Below are 17,211 nucleotides of genomic sequence, written 5' to 3'. Positions count from 1 at the left end.
TAAGCAGCACAACCCTTCCTCGCACTCTCTCAATCCCTCTAAACCACGTGTAATAAATGTATAATGGGCACTCAATGAATGCGTGCGTTGACGATGATAGATTGAAAAATTTGTCAATTTGCGTCATTATGAGGCAGTTTTTTATCCCAAAATGGTGTGTCATCAGTGCAAAAATCTAATTCTAAGCGACCACAGTCGTCTAAGCCTGCTATTAATACGCTACCTTCACAGCAGCGCGGCATGGTGTTTAGTGGTATTTTATTAATTGTCATTATCGCCGCTATGGTGCTGTTGGCGCTGTATTTGGTCAAACTTGATCGCACCATCACCACCAAATTTGAGGGTAAACGCTGGGATATTCCTGCCAAAGTTTACTCACAGCCTTTAGAGCTATATCAAGGCGCTAGCGTCGATACAGACACGATGAAAAAGTGGCTTGAGCTGCTCAATTATCAAAGCAACAAGTCTTATGACCGTACGGGCACATACCATAAATCTGGCAATACCTACTTTATCCATACACGCGGCTTTACTTATAACGCCAATGATGTCGATAAAGAGCAAGTCATCAAAATGACCATTGCTGGCAATAAGATTGAGTCGGTACAAAGTACACAGCCAGCCAAAACCGGCATTATTCGTCTTGAGCCAGTTAATATCGGCGGCATTTACCCAGACAGCAACGAAGATCGTATGGTGGTGGCGCTAGATGAAGTACCGCAGCCATTGATTGACGCCCTAATTGCCACAGAAGACCGCGGGTTTTATGAGCATAAAGGCGTATCGATACGTGGTATCGCTCGTGCCGTATTGAATAACTTTACTGGCGGTCCTAGGCAAGGTGGTTCGACCATCACCCAGCAGCTGATTAAAAACTTTTATCTCAATTCTGACCGGACGATGAAGCGTAAAGCCAACGAAGCGCTGATGGCGGTACTACTTGAACTGCATTATAGTAAAGATGAGATTTTGCAAACCTATTTGAACGAGATTTACTTGGGTCAAAACGGTAACCGCTCTATTAATGGTTTTGGTTTAGCATCGCAATTTTACTTTGACAAACCGCTCAAAGAGCTGCGTTTAGACCAACAAGCACTGCTGGTCGGAATGGCAAAAGGACCGAGCGTTTATAACCCGCGTCGCCATCCAAACGATTCAAAAGCGCGTCGTGATACAGTGCTGAGCAATATGTTAGCGATAGGAAAAATCAGTCAAGCAGACTACGATAAAGCTATCGAGCAGCCACTTGGTGTGGTTGATAAACCTGTCGAAGGCAAAAGCCAGTTCCCTGATTTTCTAGATATTGTTAAACGCGAATTAAACAAAGTTTATTACTCTGATGACCTAAAAAACGAAGGTTTAATTATCATCAGCACCTTAGACCCTATCGCCCAGTTAGCAGCCGATAAAGCGGTTGAGAGAAAGCTTGGTGAGCTGCGCCGTCGAGGCAGCAAGACCAAGGATTTACAAGGTGCATTGGTCAGCGCCAACCCTGAAACAGGCGAGCTGGTGGCAGTGGTTGGTAGTGGTAGTGAATTCACAGGCTTTAACCGTGCTGTCGATGCCAAACGCCAAGTTGGTTCATTGTTAAAGCCAATTATTTATATGACTGCGCTTGAAAGCGGACGTTATAATTTGGCAAGCTCGGTCGATGATTCACCGATTACGGTCAATCTCAGTGACGGTACTCAGTGGAATCCCAAAAACTACGACAATCGTGACCACGGTTATGTGCCATTTACCACTGCTTTATCGCAATCTTATAATCACAGTGCGGTACGTTTAGGCATGGAATTTGGCGTTCCTACCTTTGTTAAGCAGTTGCAGCGTATGGGGATTAAAGAGAAAATCCCGCCTTATCCTTCGGCTTTATTAGGCTCGGTTAACCTTAGCCCGATGGATATGCTCGGGGTCTACCAAGTGTTTGCTACCGGCGGTTTCCGCACGCCTATCCACAGTATTCGTAGCGTGATTGATGATCGTGGGCGTATCTTACAGCGTACGGGTTTAAATACTCAGCGCAGTATCCCGCCTGAGACTAACTTTTTGATTAACTATGCCCTGCAAGACGTGGTTAAAAACGGCACGGCCAGACGCATACAATCGCTTGGCAGTAATTTAAATCTTGCGGGTAAAACGGGTACCACTAACGATTACCGTGATGCTTGGTTTGCCGGCTACAGTGGTAACTATGTCAGCGTGGTTTGGGTCGGCCGTGATGACAATAAGCCGATTGGTCTGAGCGGTGGTAGTGGCGCTTTACCAGTGTGGGTCGATTATATGAACCGTCTAAAACTGACACCGGTGGCGCTACCAGAGCCCGAAGGTATTGAATGGTTGTGGCTAGAGAACAACTCAGGCAAGCTGTCTAATGAGCGCTGTGCCGATGCGCGCTACCTGCCTGTGATGTCAGCACATTTACCCGAAGAAGCCAGCAGTTGCGCGATGGGTCTGTATCAGCAAGATCGTGACCGTGAACAGATGCAATGGCAAAATGAGCAAGGTTCTATCAATCAACAGCGTCGCCGTGAAGGCTTAGATATTCCTAATGGCGAAGCGGTTGATGCGGATAACGAAGACAACAACGCTGACCAAGAGGCTGAGTCAAGCAATCGTGCCGATACTTGGTATGATCGCGCCGTTGAATGGTTCTAGCGTTTTTAAAACTTAAAAAGGGGTTTTAACATGGCATTATTGATGCAGCAAACTGTCACCGCTAAACAGGCTATTACTGCCCCGTCTAGAGCACAGGCTAAGCGTATTAATACCATTCTTACCGTAAGTACGCTTATCGGCATGGTGAGCCTAAGTGCCTGCCAAACAGCGCCCACGGCAATTAAAACCTCTTCTGCACAAACGTTACCATCAATAACTCAGCCAACAACTGCGCAGCAAGCCACTTCAAAACAGCCAACGGCCAAGCAGTCAACGGCACAACAAGCAAAGACTCAAAAGATAACGGCGACTCAAGCACCTGTCCTTGAAAACAGTACTAATGAAAGCAATGACTATAAAGGTGATGTTTATACTATTGAGCCTTATACACCGCCTGAGCAGCCCACGGCGACAAATCCGTTAACCGAAGCAATGCCTGTCTATACGCCGTCTACGCAAAGTCCTATAGTCACTCAGCCTGATAGCCATGATGCCATAATCCTTACGCCTTCTCGCGAAGATTACATGATACCTGAACCATCGTTACCCTCACATAGTGAGCTATTGGAGCGGGCACGGCAGAACTCACAGCAGCGCACTCAGCAAAGTACAGCCAATAATAGCAACCTGCCAGCCTTTCGTAACCTTATGCAAGTGGGTACAGAGCAATTAAAAGCTAGCAATCTAAATGGTGCTGAAAGCAGCTTTACGCGTGCGCAGCGACTCGCACCCAAATCATCAGCAGTTTATTTTTACTTGGCACAAGTAGCACTTAAAAAGAACCAACCACGTAAAGCTGAAGCAATGGCCCGCCGTGGTCTGACCGTCGCTCAAGATAGCAATCGTCGCCGCGCGCTATGGCAAATCATCTTGCAATCAGGCCAAGCACAAGGCAACGCCCGCGTGATAAAAGAAGCCAAACAAGCTTTGCGTTAACAGCATAATTTTAGGGCATATCCTCATTTTAAAATGGAGATAAAAATGAGATTAATTGCAGTCAAACAATAAAAATAGCGCAGATAATATCGAGATATTAACCAGCTATTTGACGACGTTTGGCAAAATTTAGCCATTTTTAGTTCATTTAGATGCTTATCAATTGAGTTGAGGATACGCCCTCGTATTTATTATGACGACTAACTATATAAGCGCTAAAATAGCTTTATATAGTTAGTCGTTAATTTTTTTATTCATTTTAATAATTATTTTATATATCACCTTAATTATCCACTTTTATTTTGAACAAAGGTAACCCTTATGGCATGGCAACAACTGCATTTACAATGTGAAAAAGATAACGTCGATCTCGCTGAAGCACTGTTATTAGAAGCTGGCGCTCTCTCAATCGCTTTAGATGACGCAGGCGATCAGCCTTTATTTGAACCCTTACCTGGTGAATCGCCACTATGGGATGAAGTCATACTCACAGGCTTGTTCGATGCCAGCACTGATGCGGGCAATCGTCAGGCAATTGAGCAATTAAGTCATGAAATCGGCGCACAAGTACAAGCTAGCCGTACGTGGGTTAGCGCTGTCGATGATAAGGATTGGGAACGTGAATGGATGTCTAATTATAAGCCGATTGAGTGCGCCAACGACTTATGGATTGTGCCTAATTGGCTGACACCGCCAAACCCTGACGCTACCAATATTATTATGGATCCAGGGTTGGCTTTTGGTACCGGCTACCATGCCACTACCCGTTTATGCCTTGATTGGCTTACAGAGCAAGACCTAACCGATAAAGTCGTGATTGATTATGGCTGTGGCTCAGGTATTTTAGGCATTGCCGCGCTTTTATTGGGCGCCCTTCAAGTTTATGCGGTTGATATTGACCCACAAGCGGTGCTTGCGACCAATCAAAATGCAGCGCGTAATGACGTCGATGATCGCTTGCAAGCATTTTTGCCAGAAGACTTCAATAACTACTGGCAACAAAATGATATTAAACCCGTAGAAGTGATGGTTGCCAATATTCTAGCCAAGCCACTTATTGGCTTAGCGCCTTATTTTGCGACTCTAATGGCACCTAAAAGTCGTATCGTGTTAGCAGGTTTGATTGAATCGCAAACTGAGCAAGTAACTGAAGCCTATCAGCCCTATTTTGACCTTGATCCTAAGCACGCTTTTACCGCGCAAGAAGATCAGCATTGGCAGCGTTTATCTGGTACATTTACAGGCTAGCAACATTTAATTACATCTGTTACGATAGAGGAGCAGTTAAATAATGTTGTGTATTTGACGCTGCTCTATCGCTGCCTGTAAGTTATGATATTTAGTATATCTAAATGGACATTAGAATCATTGGCAAAGGTTGGCGAGTGGCTATGCGGTATTAATACTTATACCTTTTTGGATTCCGACCCTATGACTACGCCAATCAAAACCCAGTGCCCTCATTGTCATGCTCTTTTTAATATTAATAAAACGCAACTAGACCAGAAAACAGCTACTGTCTGCTGTGAGCATTGTCAGCAAAGTTTTTTGGTCAATAACAATCTCATTGTCACCGCTGCTACAGAACAAAAGACTGATGATATCGTGGTTGAAAATAAAACTGCTGCCATTAGTACTTCTAACATTTCTATTGATAAGCAAAATTCCACTGTTTCGCCAGAATCAAAAACCCTAACAAAACCAAATATCACATCAAAGCTAGCAGAAGCAGACATTCTCATCCATGATAATATGCTTGATGATGACTTAATAGATGATGACTTAATAGATGATGGCTTAATGGATGATGAGTTGATTCATGACGATATGGATATTGAGGATTTTGAAGAGCAAGATTTAGAATACGGCTCACTAGACAGTATGGATGCTTGGTTGACTCAAGCAACAGATAACAATCCTACTGCTATTAAAGATAAAAACATTCATTCAGCAAAAAATAATTCTAAGACATTAGATAAAAGCTCTCATCTATCTGTGAGCCCAGTGGAAAACGCTTCTTTAGTAAAAACTTCCTTAAACAAGGATTCATCAGCTACACACGTTGCTCTCAGCTCAGCTGCCGCCAACGATATTCATGCCAATATTGATGGCAATGCTGATGAATCATGGCTTGAAAAACTACTAAAAGAGCAAAATCAAAGCGAAGATACCACAAAAGATCAGACAGACTTATCAGAACTGCTTGCCAGTATGGGTGTGTCAATTAAAGACGAAGACCATACTAATGCGCTACGTGTTAAACAACGGCAGGCCCAAGACAAGTTTTCACCAACGCCTGCCAGGCGGTCTATTGCCTCATTGCTATGGACACTCGGTTGTTTGGTCTTAACGCTGCTACTTTTTGCTCAGTATGTCATTTTTAACTTAGATGACTTGGTTAAAAATCCTGCCCATGCCGAGCGTTTGCAAAAAGTATGTGCCATCGCCGCTTGTAGCCTGCCTAGCGCCAATTTAGCAGCTTTGAGCACAAGCGATATTAAGCACCAGACCAGTCGTATTAAAACTGCCAGCTCATTTAGCGACATCAGCATCACTTTAAACAATCAAAGCGCACAAGCACAACTACTTCCTCACGTAAAAGTGAGTGTCTATGGGGACAATGCGCTTATTGGAGCATTTATCGCAGCGCCAGAGGATTATTTATTGAGCACGCAAAGTCAATTAGGCGCGCAAAGTCGCAAACAGCTCTTGTTCACCGTACCGGTTGCTAATACTCAAATCAACAAAGTGAGCGTCGAGCCTGTTTATTAAAAATATCGTTTATTGAAAACACCGTTAATAGCCACATGATTTATGCAAAATTATCTTTTATAAAAGACAGCTCTTAGTAAGGGCTTCTTTTATCAGAAACACGATGCTATCCAATCACATTTAAGCCAATCACGCTAACTCGGTAATAATAGATAAAATAAGTAGCCTCAAGCCTACATTAATATCCAATCTCTTACTCTGATAGGCGCTGGCTTTGATATAATAGCGCTTAAACGCCTAATGGTTTTTCTTTACGCTCAAGGACATTATCTTATGGCAACACATGCACAGTATAATGCCACTCATCTTGATAAAAATACTGAGAATCCTACTGATTACTATAAAGAGGATTACCATCGCTCCATTCACGAGGTTGAGTCTACTTTAAACAACAGCATGCATGCTCATGAACCATTGCGGGTACACGTAGAGCGTGTGGTGCGGCAGTATTTTTCGATGTTAGATGATGAGCTGCCAACGGACTTGTATAATCTTATTTTAAAAGAGATAGAGCAACCGCTGTTGTCTGTGGTACTTGAAAAGAGCCGTGGCAATCAAACCAAGTGTGCGCAAATTTTAGGTCTCAATCGCGGTACACTACGCAAAAAGCTAAAAACCTATGGTTTGATGTAGGACGGCTTAGTACCTTATGCCACCTGCTTTTTCTTAATCTCATCAAATATAGCGCTCACCACCCTTATCACCATTTCTAACTGACATTCAATATGTATGGCATGTTTATAGTTTATGATCTTATCAAAGCCGATATGCTCTGCACTGCTTGCCATTATTACCTTGCCAGACGTTTACGTCAGGCTTTTTTTATGGAAATTTTTTTATGACTACAACTCCGCTTGCCCTACTATCAGTCTCCGATAAATCTAATATCGTTGAATTCGCTCAAGGTCTGCTGAAAGCAGGTTTTGGATTACTATCGACCGGTGGCACTTACCGCTTGCTGACCGAGCACAACGTCGCTGTCACCGAAGTATCAGACTATACCGGTTTTCCTGAAATGATGGACGGTCGTGTTAAAACCTTGCACCCTAAGATTCATGGCGGGATTTTAGGGCGCCGTGGTACCGATGACGCCGTGATGAATGAGCACGCTATTGAGCGTATTGATTTGGTCGTCGTCAACCTTTATCCGTTTGCACAAACCATTGCTCGTGCTGATGTGACTATGAACGATGCGATCGAAAATATCGATATTGGCGGTCCTACTATGGTGCGTTCAGCAGCAAAAAACCACGCCCATGTCGGTATTGTGACTGATCCTGCTGACTATATGCGCGTACTCGAAGCCTTAGGTGATGGGACTACCCTAACCCATGCCTTACGCTACGATTTAGCCGTCAAAGCCTTTGAGCATACGGCACAATACGACGGTATGATTGCAAATTTCTTGGGCAGCCGAGTGAATGAGACTCAAGAACCAGAGAATTTCTCCCGTACCTTTAACGTCCAACTTGAGAAAGTACAAGACCTACGCTACGGTGAAAACCCCCATCAAAACGCTGCTTTTTATGTCGAAAATCATGCCCTAAAAAGCAAGCAAGCGTCTATTGCAACCGCACAGCAACTGCAAGGTAAAGAGCTCTCTTATAACAATATCGCTGATACCGACGCAGCGCTTGAATGTGTTAAAGCCTTTAGTGCACCAGCTTGTGTGATAGTAAAACACGCCAATCCTTGCGGTGTCGCAGTAGATAACGATCAAGTAGCCGCTTATCGCACAGCCTTTAGTACCGATCCTGAGTCATCTTTTGGTGGTATTATCGCCTTTAACCGCCCACTAACCGTTGCTACTGCCAAAGCCATTATTGACAATCAATTTGTCGAAGTTATTATTGCGCCAAGTATTGAAGATGGCGTTCTTGAGGCAACTGCGAGCAAGAAAAACGTCCGCGTATTAATTTGCGGTGAATTGCCAACGCCTGAGCAACGCGAAAGCCAGCTTGATTATAAACGCGTCAACGGTGGCTTATTGGTGCAAGAGCAAGATTTGGGCTTAATTACCGCTAATGATCTAAAGATCGTTACGGACGTCCAGCCAACGGAAGCGCAAATTGCTGACTTGTTATTTAGCTGGAATGTCGCTAAGTATGTCAAATCAAATGCGATTGTTTATGCTAAAGGTCAACGCACTATCGGCGTGGGTGCAGGTCAAATGAGCCGCGTAAATTCAGCGCGTATCGCCGCTATTAAAGCTGAGCACGCCGGTCTTGCTACCGAAGGCGCGGTAATGGCATCAGATGCCTTCTTCCCGTTCCGTGATGGTATCGACAACGCAGCCGAAGTCGGCATTGCTGCTATCATTCAACCGGGTGGCTCTATGCGTGATGACGAAACAATTGCTGCCGCCAATGAGCATGGTATCGCCATGGTATTCACTGGTATGCGTCATTTCCGCCATTAATCAGCAGTTAAAATAATGCTGTTAAGACAAAAGCGTTAAGAATAAATAAAAATCGTACTGCATAAAAAAAGCCACTATCAATAGTGGCTTTTTTTAGTAAAGATTTAATAAAGTTAATTAAGACTAATATTTTAATAAATGTCTTATAGGTTGCTTAACGTCCTTGCGCATTGGCCATATTGGCTTCGTTAATCTCAACTTTATAGACCATGCGCAGATAATCTAGATAGTCTTGCAGCTGATCTTGACCCAAATTATCACGAATAATGGCAGCGGTTTGTGCTCTTTGTGCTGATGATAATGGCGATTGCTGCTCTGTTTTGATGCGATCACCTACCAATAGCGTTGCACCCATCTCAGTCTCGCTCGCTACTGCTACGACACCATTTGCTGCTGCTTGTTGACTAAAGGCTAAGCCTCGCTCTTTTTCAGTCAATTGCGTGGTCTGACGATTCACTTCACCTAAAGCTTGTAGCTTAACTGGCTGCTTGCCGATATCAGCAGGCGTCTTAATACCAGCTGCTAGCTTTTTCGCCTCTTTTAGGGCCAGTTCAGTGGCTTTTTGTTGACGTAATATCTGCGTAATTCTTGGCGTTGCCGCTGATAAAGATAGCGTCTTCGTTGGACGATAGTTACTTGGCTGTACCCATACCGTACTATTACCGACTTCAATACCTGCTGTCACTGCTTGATCTTGAATCGTGAATTCATCAAACGCTTGCTTAATCACCGCAGGCTGAGCCAAAACAGATTTATTATTTTCTTTACGATAGTCTTTGATACGTTTCAGTGCCACATTTTCTTGCTGAGCGATGTCTTCAATACTAAAACCATCTGCCGCTAGATCGTTAATCGCTGTGACTTTATCGGCATACATTTCCTGACGCTTATACTCTTTGGCTTTAGCCGTTAGCTCTGCACGCATGCTTTCTAGACTAGGTATTTTGCTACCATTATCCTCGGTTACGGTAAATATCTGGTAACCAAAGCTGGTCTTTACAGGCGCACTAACATCACCAGTACTTAAGCCTTCAAGCGCTTTTTCAACTGCTGGCGCATCATTACCAAATACTGTTGGATTAAAGCTACCGATAGCCCCGCCTGTTTCTCCTGATGGATCATCAGACTCGGTTTTGGCTAGCTTAGCAAATGATTCACCTTTAGCAAGACGGGCTTTAATCTTGTCAGCGCGCGCTTTGGCATCTTTACCCGTTAACAAAATTTGGCTGATTTTACGCTCATCAACCACGGCAAGACTTTGCTTATAGGCTTCATATTGCTGCTGAACATCTTCTTTGCTGACTTCATTAACTTCAATCGCTTGCGGGCTCAGTTGCAAGTAAGCCAAATCCACCATGGCCGCGCTTTTTAGCTTGTCTTTATTGGCATCATAATAGGCTTGTATATCACCCTTGCTCAACTTTACTTGTTCAGCATAGTCTTGCCAATTAAAACGATGCAGCCAAATATTGCGCGACTCTAGCTGCAGGTCAATCAATTGACTGACCGCTTGCATTGGATAAACTGCGGTACCTACTATACTGGCATTGAGCTGATCTAGGCTTAACTGATTGCGAAACTCTGCGAATAGCTGGTCTTTGGTCATATTGCGCTGACGTAAAAAGTTTGAAAACTGCTCGTTAGAAAAGTTACCTTCCGCATCTTTAAAGATTTCTTCTTGGCGCAACAAGCGATTGATGGTGTCATCAGAAACCGTCATACCAAGCTTGCCAGCCTGCTGCTCTAGTAAGGTGCGATCAATCAAGCCTTTTAAGACTTGCTCATGTAGCACATCTTCATTTAATAAACTGGCATCATCAACTTGGTCTAAAAGCTCGCTACGGCGACTATTTACCGCCGTCTGATACTCGGACATCCCCACGCTTGCCTCACCCACTTGAGCGATTTGGTTGGGATCGACCCCGCCTCCAAAGTAGCTTTCGACACCCAATAGAGCGAGCGGCGATAGGCATAGAATCAATAAAATGCGACCCGGCCAACTTTTTAAGAAATCGCGCAATTTATCCATAGTTATCTCTGCTTTATTAACCTATATTGATGAAAGACCATTGTAATACTATTAATAATATCAACGCTGTATAAGCAGGCAATGGTAAGAAAAAGAACGTATGCATTTTATCGTTGTAAAACAAGGCTGATTGATGAAGCTTATGACAAGGTTTTTTAAAACCCCTTGTTTAAACAACACAGCTATCGCGCGCCCTATGATACGTGATTTTTAAGATATACTCAAAATATTCACGCTACTATTCATACTAATTGATACAAACGATAGCACTAAAAAAAGCACCTAATCTCTAGGTGCTTTTTTGCTACATCACTCATGACTTAGACTGTGCTTTGATTGTACTTTAAACCATGAGTTGCGATTATCAATTTATTACCAACAAACGCTGTTTGTATTCGTATATCACGTCGTCAACGAGCATCTGTGTAGCATAAAATAGATTAAAGGGCTTAAATAAAGCGGTTTGCTTTAAACGACTTAGTTTAAACGCTCTTTTAAGTTTTTACCGGCTTTGAAGCTTGGTACTTTGCTTGCTGGAATGCTAAGCTCTTCACCAGTCTTAGGGTTACGGCCAGTACGAGCCTTACGGTCTTTTACGCTAAAAGTACCAAAACCAACTAATGAGATGCTATCGCCAGCTTCTAGAGCTTCGCCAACACTTTCCATTACTGCATTTAAAGCTTCACCAGCTTGAGTTTTATTTAGACCACTTTTTTCGGCGATGCTATCAATTAATTCTGACTTATTCATAAAATTTCCTTCAAGTTTTAGGGGGTAAAAAAACGCTCACGCCAAGTATTGTATCGCTCCCAGACTACTTAAGCAATAAAAACCACTGGCCTCACGCATAAACAGGTTTCGCTTTGTTAACGTCTTTATATCAAGGCCGCATAAGGAGCGCAAGCGATTTTACATATTTTTGTCCACTGTGCTACTTATTTGACACCCAATGTTACTTAAAACTGCTGCAACTTTTCTACTAAATCGCTACTTTATCTTAGACAGTTTAGTATCGTTGGTTTAGCTATGTATCGTTATATCGGTGGTTTACCTATATAGGTTCATGACAGCATTATCAGATATTCAGTATAGGCTTCAGTACGAAATGTAAATTGCTAACTTCGCTACCTAAAAATCAGGTTTTCCCATAATGAATAGCTGCCAAGCCATACTAGTACATTGTCAGTCATAAATACCAGTGTCTTTATTGACTGGCAAATTGTAAGGTAATAATTTACCAACTGACAGAAACGGGCGTTACTTTTTATTATAAAGGCGTTACTATAAGCGCCATTCTATTGTCGATTTTGATCCTTGCTTGTCCTTTTCTCTTTTACTTACACGATAAAAACGGATTATTTACATGAAGCGTTCTACGTTGTCTCACTCTCTGCTTAATATCATCTTAGTGTTTATCGAGTCGGCGCTGACCCTGCTGTTACGCTTAGACCCAGAACTCCGTAAAGCCGCTTATCCGCTTGCCAAGCAAGAGACTGTCGTCGCGCTAAGGTTGTACTTACCGCATGTAGAAGTGTTTGCTACTTTTAGCACCAAGGGCGTATTGTTGGATGACCGCCTGCCTATCGGGCGTACTGAGCCTGACGTTGTTATCAATGCTTATAGTATTCAAGTCATTAATGCCATCATCACCCATGACAGCGAAACCACTGATAAGCTGCAAATGCGTGGCGAGTCGATACAAGTGCAGTTGGTAAAGCAATTTATTATGCAGCTAGGTCTTGGTAGCTTAATTCAAGGTTTGATTAAAAAGATTAAGGGTGGCAAAAGCAAGCCCAAGCCTACTGAAGCAGAAATGGCTGATAAAAAAGAGAGCTATAAGCTACGTATTAAAGAGCAGCAAACTCAAATCACTACCTTGACCATCAAAAACCGTGAGCTTGAAACCACGGTAAAAGAGTTACAAAGTAAGCAAAAGACCTTTATGATTACCACAGTTATTGCTGCTGTTATCGCTATCGCTGCCATCATCGCTCTATTTATAATGACCTGATTTATAGCGGCCCAATTCATTAGTAACGTGTTTTTAAAGTCATTGCTATTATTTATCTGGCGTTTAATAAACTCAAAATTATTAAACGCTTTTATCAACGCTTTTATCAACGCTTCAAGTCATAAACTAGAGTCACGAACTCAGCGCTCTTACTCAAGTATTAACTTTCCTCATCTGCCTACTTTCCCTATCATTGTTTTTATCAATAACGGCAATCAGTCGCACTCACCATTCAACCACACTTTAATCTTGACTAAATTACTCAGGATTGATTATAATGACTCTATCGTTGCACACATCGGGTAAACCATCTGCTGTTTAATAGCGACAAGACACCACTTAGTCCATAGATGATTTCCCTTAATAGAAGTGTAGATAGCATTAGTTATTCAATATCAGTTAGTTATTTAATAGTATTAATTACTAATGGTCAGCGGTTAATAAAGCACTTACAGACTTTCATTATTTATCGCTAGCGATGCACTTCTAACAATACGACATGACTAAGATCGTTGTTAAATAAATTTATCCTTAAAAGGTTTGGAGATAACACATGCGTTTGACTACTCGAGGCAGATACGCCGTGACCGCTTTACTTGACTTGGCTTTGCAAACCAGCCAACAAGACAGCGCCGTCTCTTTATCAGACATTGCTAAGCGGCAATCGATATCTATCTCTTATCTTGAACAGTTATTCTCAAAGCTTCGTAAGCGTGGTTTAGTCACCAGTATTCGCGGCGCAGCAGGCGGTTACCACCTAGCTAAGCCACTTAATGAAATCGATGTGATGAGCATTATTTCTGCCGTCGATGAATCTGTGGATGCTATGCAGTGCGAAGGACGCGGCGATTGCCAAAGTGGTACAATGTGCCTAACACATGATTTATGGTGTGCCCTTTCAAATCATGTCGAACAGTACTTGAAAAATATAACATTGGCGCAATTATTAGACATGGAACACGTGCAGTCGGTCTCAGACCGTCAGCATATTTCTTTTCCAAAAGACATCTCTACAAAAGACATTAATACTATTACTCTATCGACCAGCGAGGCAAACCCAGCATGAGCCAACATAACAACCTTATATACTTAGATTATGCCGCCACCACGCCAGTTGCTAAGTCAGTCGCTGCAAAGATGAGCGAATATCTGACGGTAGACGGCATCTTTGGTAACCCAGCATCACGCTCACATGGCTATGGCTGGCAAGCGGAAGAAGCGGTAGAAACGGCTCGTCAGCAAGTGGCTGAAGCGATTAATGCGGATCCACGCGAAATCGTCTTTACCTCTGGCGCGACAGAATCAGATAACTTAGCCATCAAAGGCGCAGCACATTTTTATCAGTCTCGTGGTAAGCATATTATTACCAGTAAGATTGAGCATAAAGCCGTATTAGATACCTGCCGTGAGCTTGAGCAAGAAGGTTTCGAGATTACTTATCTTGAGCCGCAGCCAAGCACGGGTTTGATTTTACCAGAGCAAGTGAAAGAAGCCCTACGTGATGATACGATTTTAGTATCATTGATGATGGTGAATAATGAGCTTGGTACCATTACTGATGTTACGGCGATTGGTGAGATTACTCGCGAAGCGGGCGTTATTTTCCATGTCGATGGTGCGCAGTCAGTTGGTAAAGTATTGGTCGATCTCCAAGAGATGAAAATTGACTTAATGAGTTTCTCAGGTCATAAAGCTTATGGTCCTAAAGGTATCGGCGCATTATTTGTTAGCCGTAAACCACGTGTTCGCCTAAAAGCGGAACAGCATGGCGGTGGTCATGAGCGCGGTATGCGTTCAGGTACATTGCCGACGCATCAAATCGTTGGTCTCGGTGCGGCATTTGCTTTGGCAAATGAGCGCTATCAAGAAGACCATGCTCACGCGGCAAAATTACGTCAAAAGCTGTGGGACGGTCTACAAGATATCGAAGAGATTTATCTAAACGGTGATTTAGAAAACAGTGTACCAAATATTGTAAATATCAGCTTTAACTTCGTTGAAGGCGAGTCGCTCATGATGTCGCTAAAAGACTTAGCAGTATCATCGGGCTCTGCCTGTACTTCAGCCACGCTTGAGCCATCATACGTATTGCGTGCTATTGGTCGCCCAGATGAATTGGCGCATAGCTCAATCCGCTTTAGCTTTGGTCGTTATACCACTGAAGCAGACATCGATACAGTTATCAAGCAGATGCATGAAGCGGTTGATAAGCTACGTGCCCTATCACCACTTTGGGATATGTATCAAGAAGGCGTTGATTTAGACTCGGTAGAGTGGTCTGAGCATTAATATTTACCAGTAAAACTTTTAATAGTTAAAACGTCTAATGGTTATCACATATAACCATTAGCTGAACCATTAATTAGACAATCATACATTTAGTTTTTATAAATACAGTTTTATGAACGACATGTTTGACCCCAATTATCGATGAGTAGATAACCATTTAGCGTTAGTAAGTGACTGATTCATTTTCATCGTCTAACTACCTACTCATCACCTAACTAGGAGAAAACCCCATGGCCTATAGTGACCAAGTTATTGATCATTACGAAAACCCACGCAACGTCGGCAATCTTGACAAAAACGCCAAAAACGTTGGTACTGGTATGGTCGGAGCCCCAGCTTGTGGTGATGTGATGCGTCTACAAATCCAAGTCGATGATAACGGTATCATCGAAGATGCACGCTTTAAAACCTATGGCTGCGGTTCAGCAATTGCATCAAGCTCACTCGTCACCGAGTGGCTAAAAGGTAAAAGCTTGGATCAAGCTGGCGAGATTAAGAACAGCCACATTGCTGAAGAATTGGCATTGCCACCAGTAAAAGTGCATTGCTCTGTACTTGCAGAAGACGCCATTAAAGCCGCGATTAGCGACTATAAAGGTAAGCATAACGCTGCTGCGGTAACAGAAGAAGCAACCAGCTAAGCTAATTTAGAGCGTATGCGTTTATTAATGTAATAAGCGTTAGTAGCCAAATTTTAGTAGCAATACTTTAATAGCAGTATTTTAGCAAAAGCCATGAGCAGTAACGTTAGAAGCTACTAACGCTAATAAGGTGACAATAACGCTCATGTAATTGTCACCTTTTATTTATTTTTTAATGCTTTATTTACAGAATATTATTCACAACGCTTTATTAGCACTATGTTATTAGTATCATGGTTTATACAAGAAAAGCATTTTACGTGAATTATTATTATCGACTTTTGATAGTCAATGGGAGTTGGCATGATTGAAATGACAGAACGCGCCGCTCAGCATGTTCAAGATTTTTTGGACAATCGCGGTAAAGGTGAAGGCATTCGAGTGGGTATCCGCACAGCGGGTTGCTCAGGCTTGGCTTATGTCCTAGAGTTTGTTGACACACCTGACGAAAATGATACCCGTTATGAAAGTCTTGGCGTTAATATTTTTATTGACCCTAAAAGCTTGGTCTATTTAGATGGCTTATTGATGGATTATGAAAAAGAAGGTCTTAATGAAGGCTTCAAATTCACTAATCCCAATCAAAAAGGTGAATGTGGTTGTGGTGAATCGTTTACGGTTTAAAAATTTAAACGAGAGTGCGCTAAACGATTAACATACAAACGCTTAGCGCTTAAGTACTGATTTTTTAAAAATCGCTATTTAACGCAACCATCAAAACAGTAAAGTCCTGACAATAATAAATAAAAATGAAGGCAGACGATATGATAGACCTCACTTCAGAAGCACAGTTTGATAACTTCTTTGCCCTATTTGAACAGCCTGTACAATTTGCGGTCAATCAACAGCATCTTGATCAGCAGCTGCGTCTGCTACAAAAACGCTATCATCCGGATAATCTATCGGTAGCAAATCCTAAAAATGCGGCAGATAGTGCGCAAGCTAAACAGCAATCAGAACAAGCATCAGCACTTATTAACCAAGCTTATCAAACGCTAAGTGTGCCCGATAGTCGTGCCAGCTACTTATTAGATATCGCAGGTCAAGCCCAAAATTTAGAACATTCTATTGCCGATTTAGACTTTTTAGAAGATGCGATGGAAATGCGTATAGATTTGGACGACGCTATTGGTGGTAAAGACATAGCAACGCTAAAGCAATTACATCCGCAGATTACTGAGCGTTTAGCCAAACAATCTGAGCGCTTTAACACCGCTTATCAAAGCCAAGACTGGCAAACCGCGATTGATGCCACGCAAAAGTTAAAATTCTTAGTAAAGTTAGATGCCGATGTGACCACAGGGCTTGATACAGTGGCCTCTACTGAACATTCAGATGACGATGATTTATATGTTTAACGTCATGCTAATTAAAACGGTTTAACTTTAAGACTGAAGAGTTTATATGAGGATATGGTTAAAATAACAGCTATTATCCCGTATAATTGCGAATATTAAAT

The 17,211-nt window shown here is 42.5% G+C and carries 14 protein-coding genes; 12 read left to right on the top strand and 2 right to left on the bottom strand.

The window, feature by feature from the left end:
- The first annotated feature begins 165 nt into the window (after positions 1-165).
- The 6 genes from mrcB to purH all read left to right on the top strand — a co-directional run bounded on the left by mrcB (position 166) and on the right by purH (position 8,782).
- Positions 166-2,655 (top strand): penicillin-binding protein 1B, encoded by a 2,490-nt coding sequence (mrcB, locus tag AC2FA3_RS09265; RefSeq protein WP_490509323.1) that lies wholly within the window; start codon positions 166-168, stop codon positions 2,653-2,655.
- Positions 2,656-2,685: 30 nt separating this feature from the next.
- Positions 2,686-3,591, top strand: coding sequence for a tetratricopeptide repeat protein (locus AC2FA3_RS09260; protein WP_490509322.1), 906 nt, complete (start codon positions 2,686-2,688; stop codon positions 3,589-3,591).
- 321 nt (positions 3,592-3,912) lie between these two features.
- Complete coding sequence (gene prmA, locus AC2FA3_RS09255; protein WP_490509321.1) at positions 3,913-4,839, top strand: 50S ribosomal protein L11 methyltransferase; 927 nt, start codon at positions 3,913-3,915, stop codon at positions 4,837-4,839.
- Between the two features lie 84 nt (positions 4,840-4,923).
- The gene (locus AC2FA3_RS09250; RefSeq protein WP_490509320.1) at positions 4,924-6,363 is read left to right on the top strand and encodes an MJ0042-type zinc finger domain-containing protein; all 1,440 of its coding nucleotides are present in this window, start codon (positions 4,924-4,926) and stop codon (positions 6,361-6,363) included.
- A 273-nt stretch (positions 6,364-6,636) separates the two neighbouring features.
- Entirely contained in the window at positions 6,637-6,996 is a 360-nt protein-coding gene (gene fis / locus AC2FA3_RS09245; RefSeq protein ID WP_490509319.1) for a DNA-binding transcriptional regulator Fis, read from the top strand.
- A gap of 205 nt (positions 6,997-7,201) precedes the next feature.
- Positions 7,202-8,782, top strand: coding sequence for a bifunctional phosphoribosylaminoimidazolecarboxamide formyltransferase/IMP cyclohydrolase (purH, locus tag AC2FA3_RS09240; RefSeq protein ID WP_490509318.1), 1,581 nt, complete (start codon positions 7,202-7,204; stop codon positions 8,780-8,782).
- A gap of 154 nt (positions 8,783-8,936) precedes the next feature.
- Here purH and AC2FA3_RS09235 read toward each other — a convergent pair whose 3' ends face one another.
- Both AC2FA3_RS09235 and AC2FA3_RS09230 read right to left on the bottom strand, forming a co-directional pair.
- Positions 8,937-10,811 carry a SurA N-terminal domain-containing protein gene (locus tag AC2FA3_RS09235; protein ID WP_490509317.1) on the bottom strand — a complete coding sequence of 625 codons (1,875 nt, stop codon included), beginning with the start codon at positions 10,809-10,811 and terminating at the stop codon, positions 8,937-8,939.
- A 477-nt stretch (positions 10,812-11,288) separates the two neighbouring features.
- Positions 11,289-11,561, bottom strand: a complete 273-nt coding sequence (locus tag AC2FA3_RS09230) for an HU family DNA-binding protein (protein WP_068404475.1) — start codon at positions 11,559-11,561, stop codon at positions 11,289-11,291.
- A 613-nt stretch (positions 11,562-12,174) separates the two neighbouring features.
- Between AC2FA3_RS09230 and AC2FA3_RS09225 the strand changes: the two genes are divergently transcribed.
- From AC2FA3_RS09225 to hscB, 6 genes are all read left to right on the top strand, one after another.
- Positions 12,175-12,822 (top strand): hypothetical protein, encoded by a 648-nt coding sequence (locus tag AC2FA3_RS09225; RefSeq protein ID WP_490509316.1) that lies wholly within the window; start codon positions 12,175-12,177, stop codon positions 12,820-12,822.
- Positions 12,823-13,375: 553 nt separating this feature from the next.
- Positions 13,376-13,888 (top strand): Rrf2 family transcriptional regulator, encoded by a 513-nt coding sequence (locus AC2FA3_RS09220; RefSeq protein WP_490509315.1) that lies wholly within the window; start codon positions 13,376-13,378, stop codon positions 13,886-13,888.
- Entirely contained in the window at positions 13,885-15,111 is a 1,227-nt protein-coding gene (locus AC2FA3_RS09215; RefSeq protein WP_490509314.1) for an IscS subfamily cysteine desulfurase, read from the top strand. The genes AC2FA3_RS09220 and AC2FA3_RS09215 overlap by 4 nt, the downstream gene beginning before the upstream one ends.
- Before the next feature lie 230 nt (positions 15,112-15,341).
- On the top strand, positions 15,342-15,752 hold the full coding sequence (gene iscU / locus AC2FA3_RS09210; RefSeq protein WP_201609523.1) for a Fe-S cluster assembly scaffold IscU: 411 nt from the start codon (positions 15,342-15,344) through the stop codon (positions 15,750-15,752).
- A gap of 303 nt (positions 15,753-16,055) precedes the next feature.
- The gene (iscA, locus tag AC2FA3_RS09205) at positions 16,056-16,376 is read left to right on the top strand and encodes an iron-sulfur cluster assembly protein IscA (RefSeq protein ID WP_490509313.1); all 321 of its coding nucleotides are present in this window, start codon (positions 16,056-16,058) and stop codon (positions 16,374-16,376) included.
- Positions 16,377-16,516: 140 nt separating this feature from the next.
- Entirely contained in the window at positions 16,517-17,110 is a 594-nt protein-coding gene (gene hscB, locus AC2FA3_RS09200; RefSeq protein WP_490509312.1) for a Fe-S protein assembly co-chaperone HscB, read from the top strand.
- Positions 17,111-17,211: the final 101 nt, after the last annotated feature.

Source organism: Janibacter sp. CoH_79_TC_3 (assembly GCF_058197955.1).
Note: the sequence above shows the minus strand (reverse complement) of the source record. Positions and strands in the feature narration are given on the sequence as shown.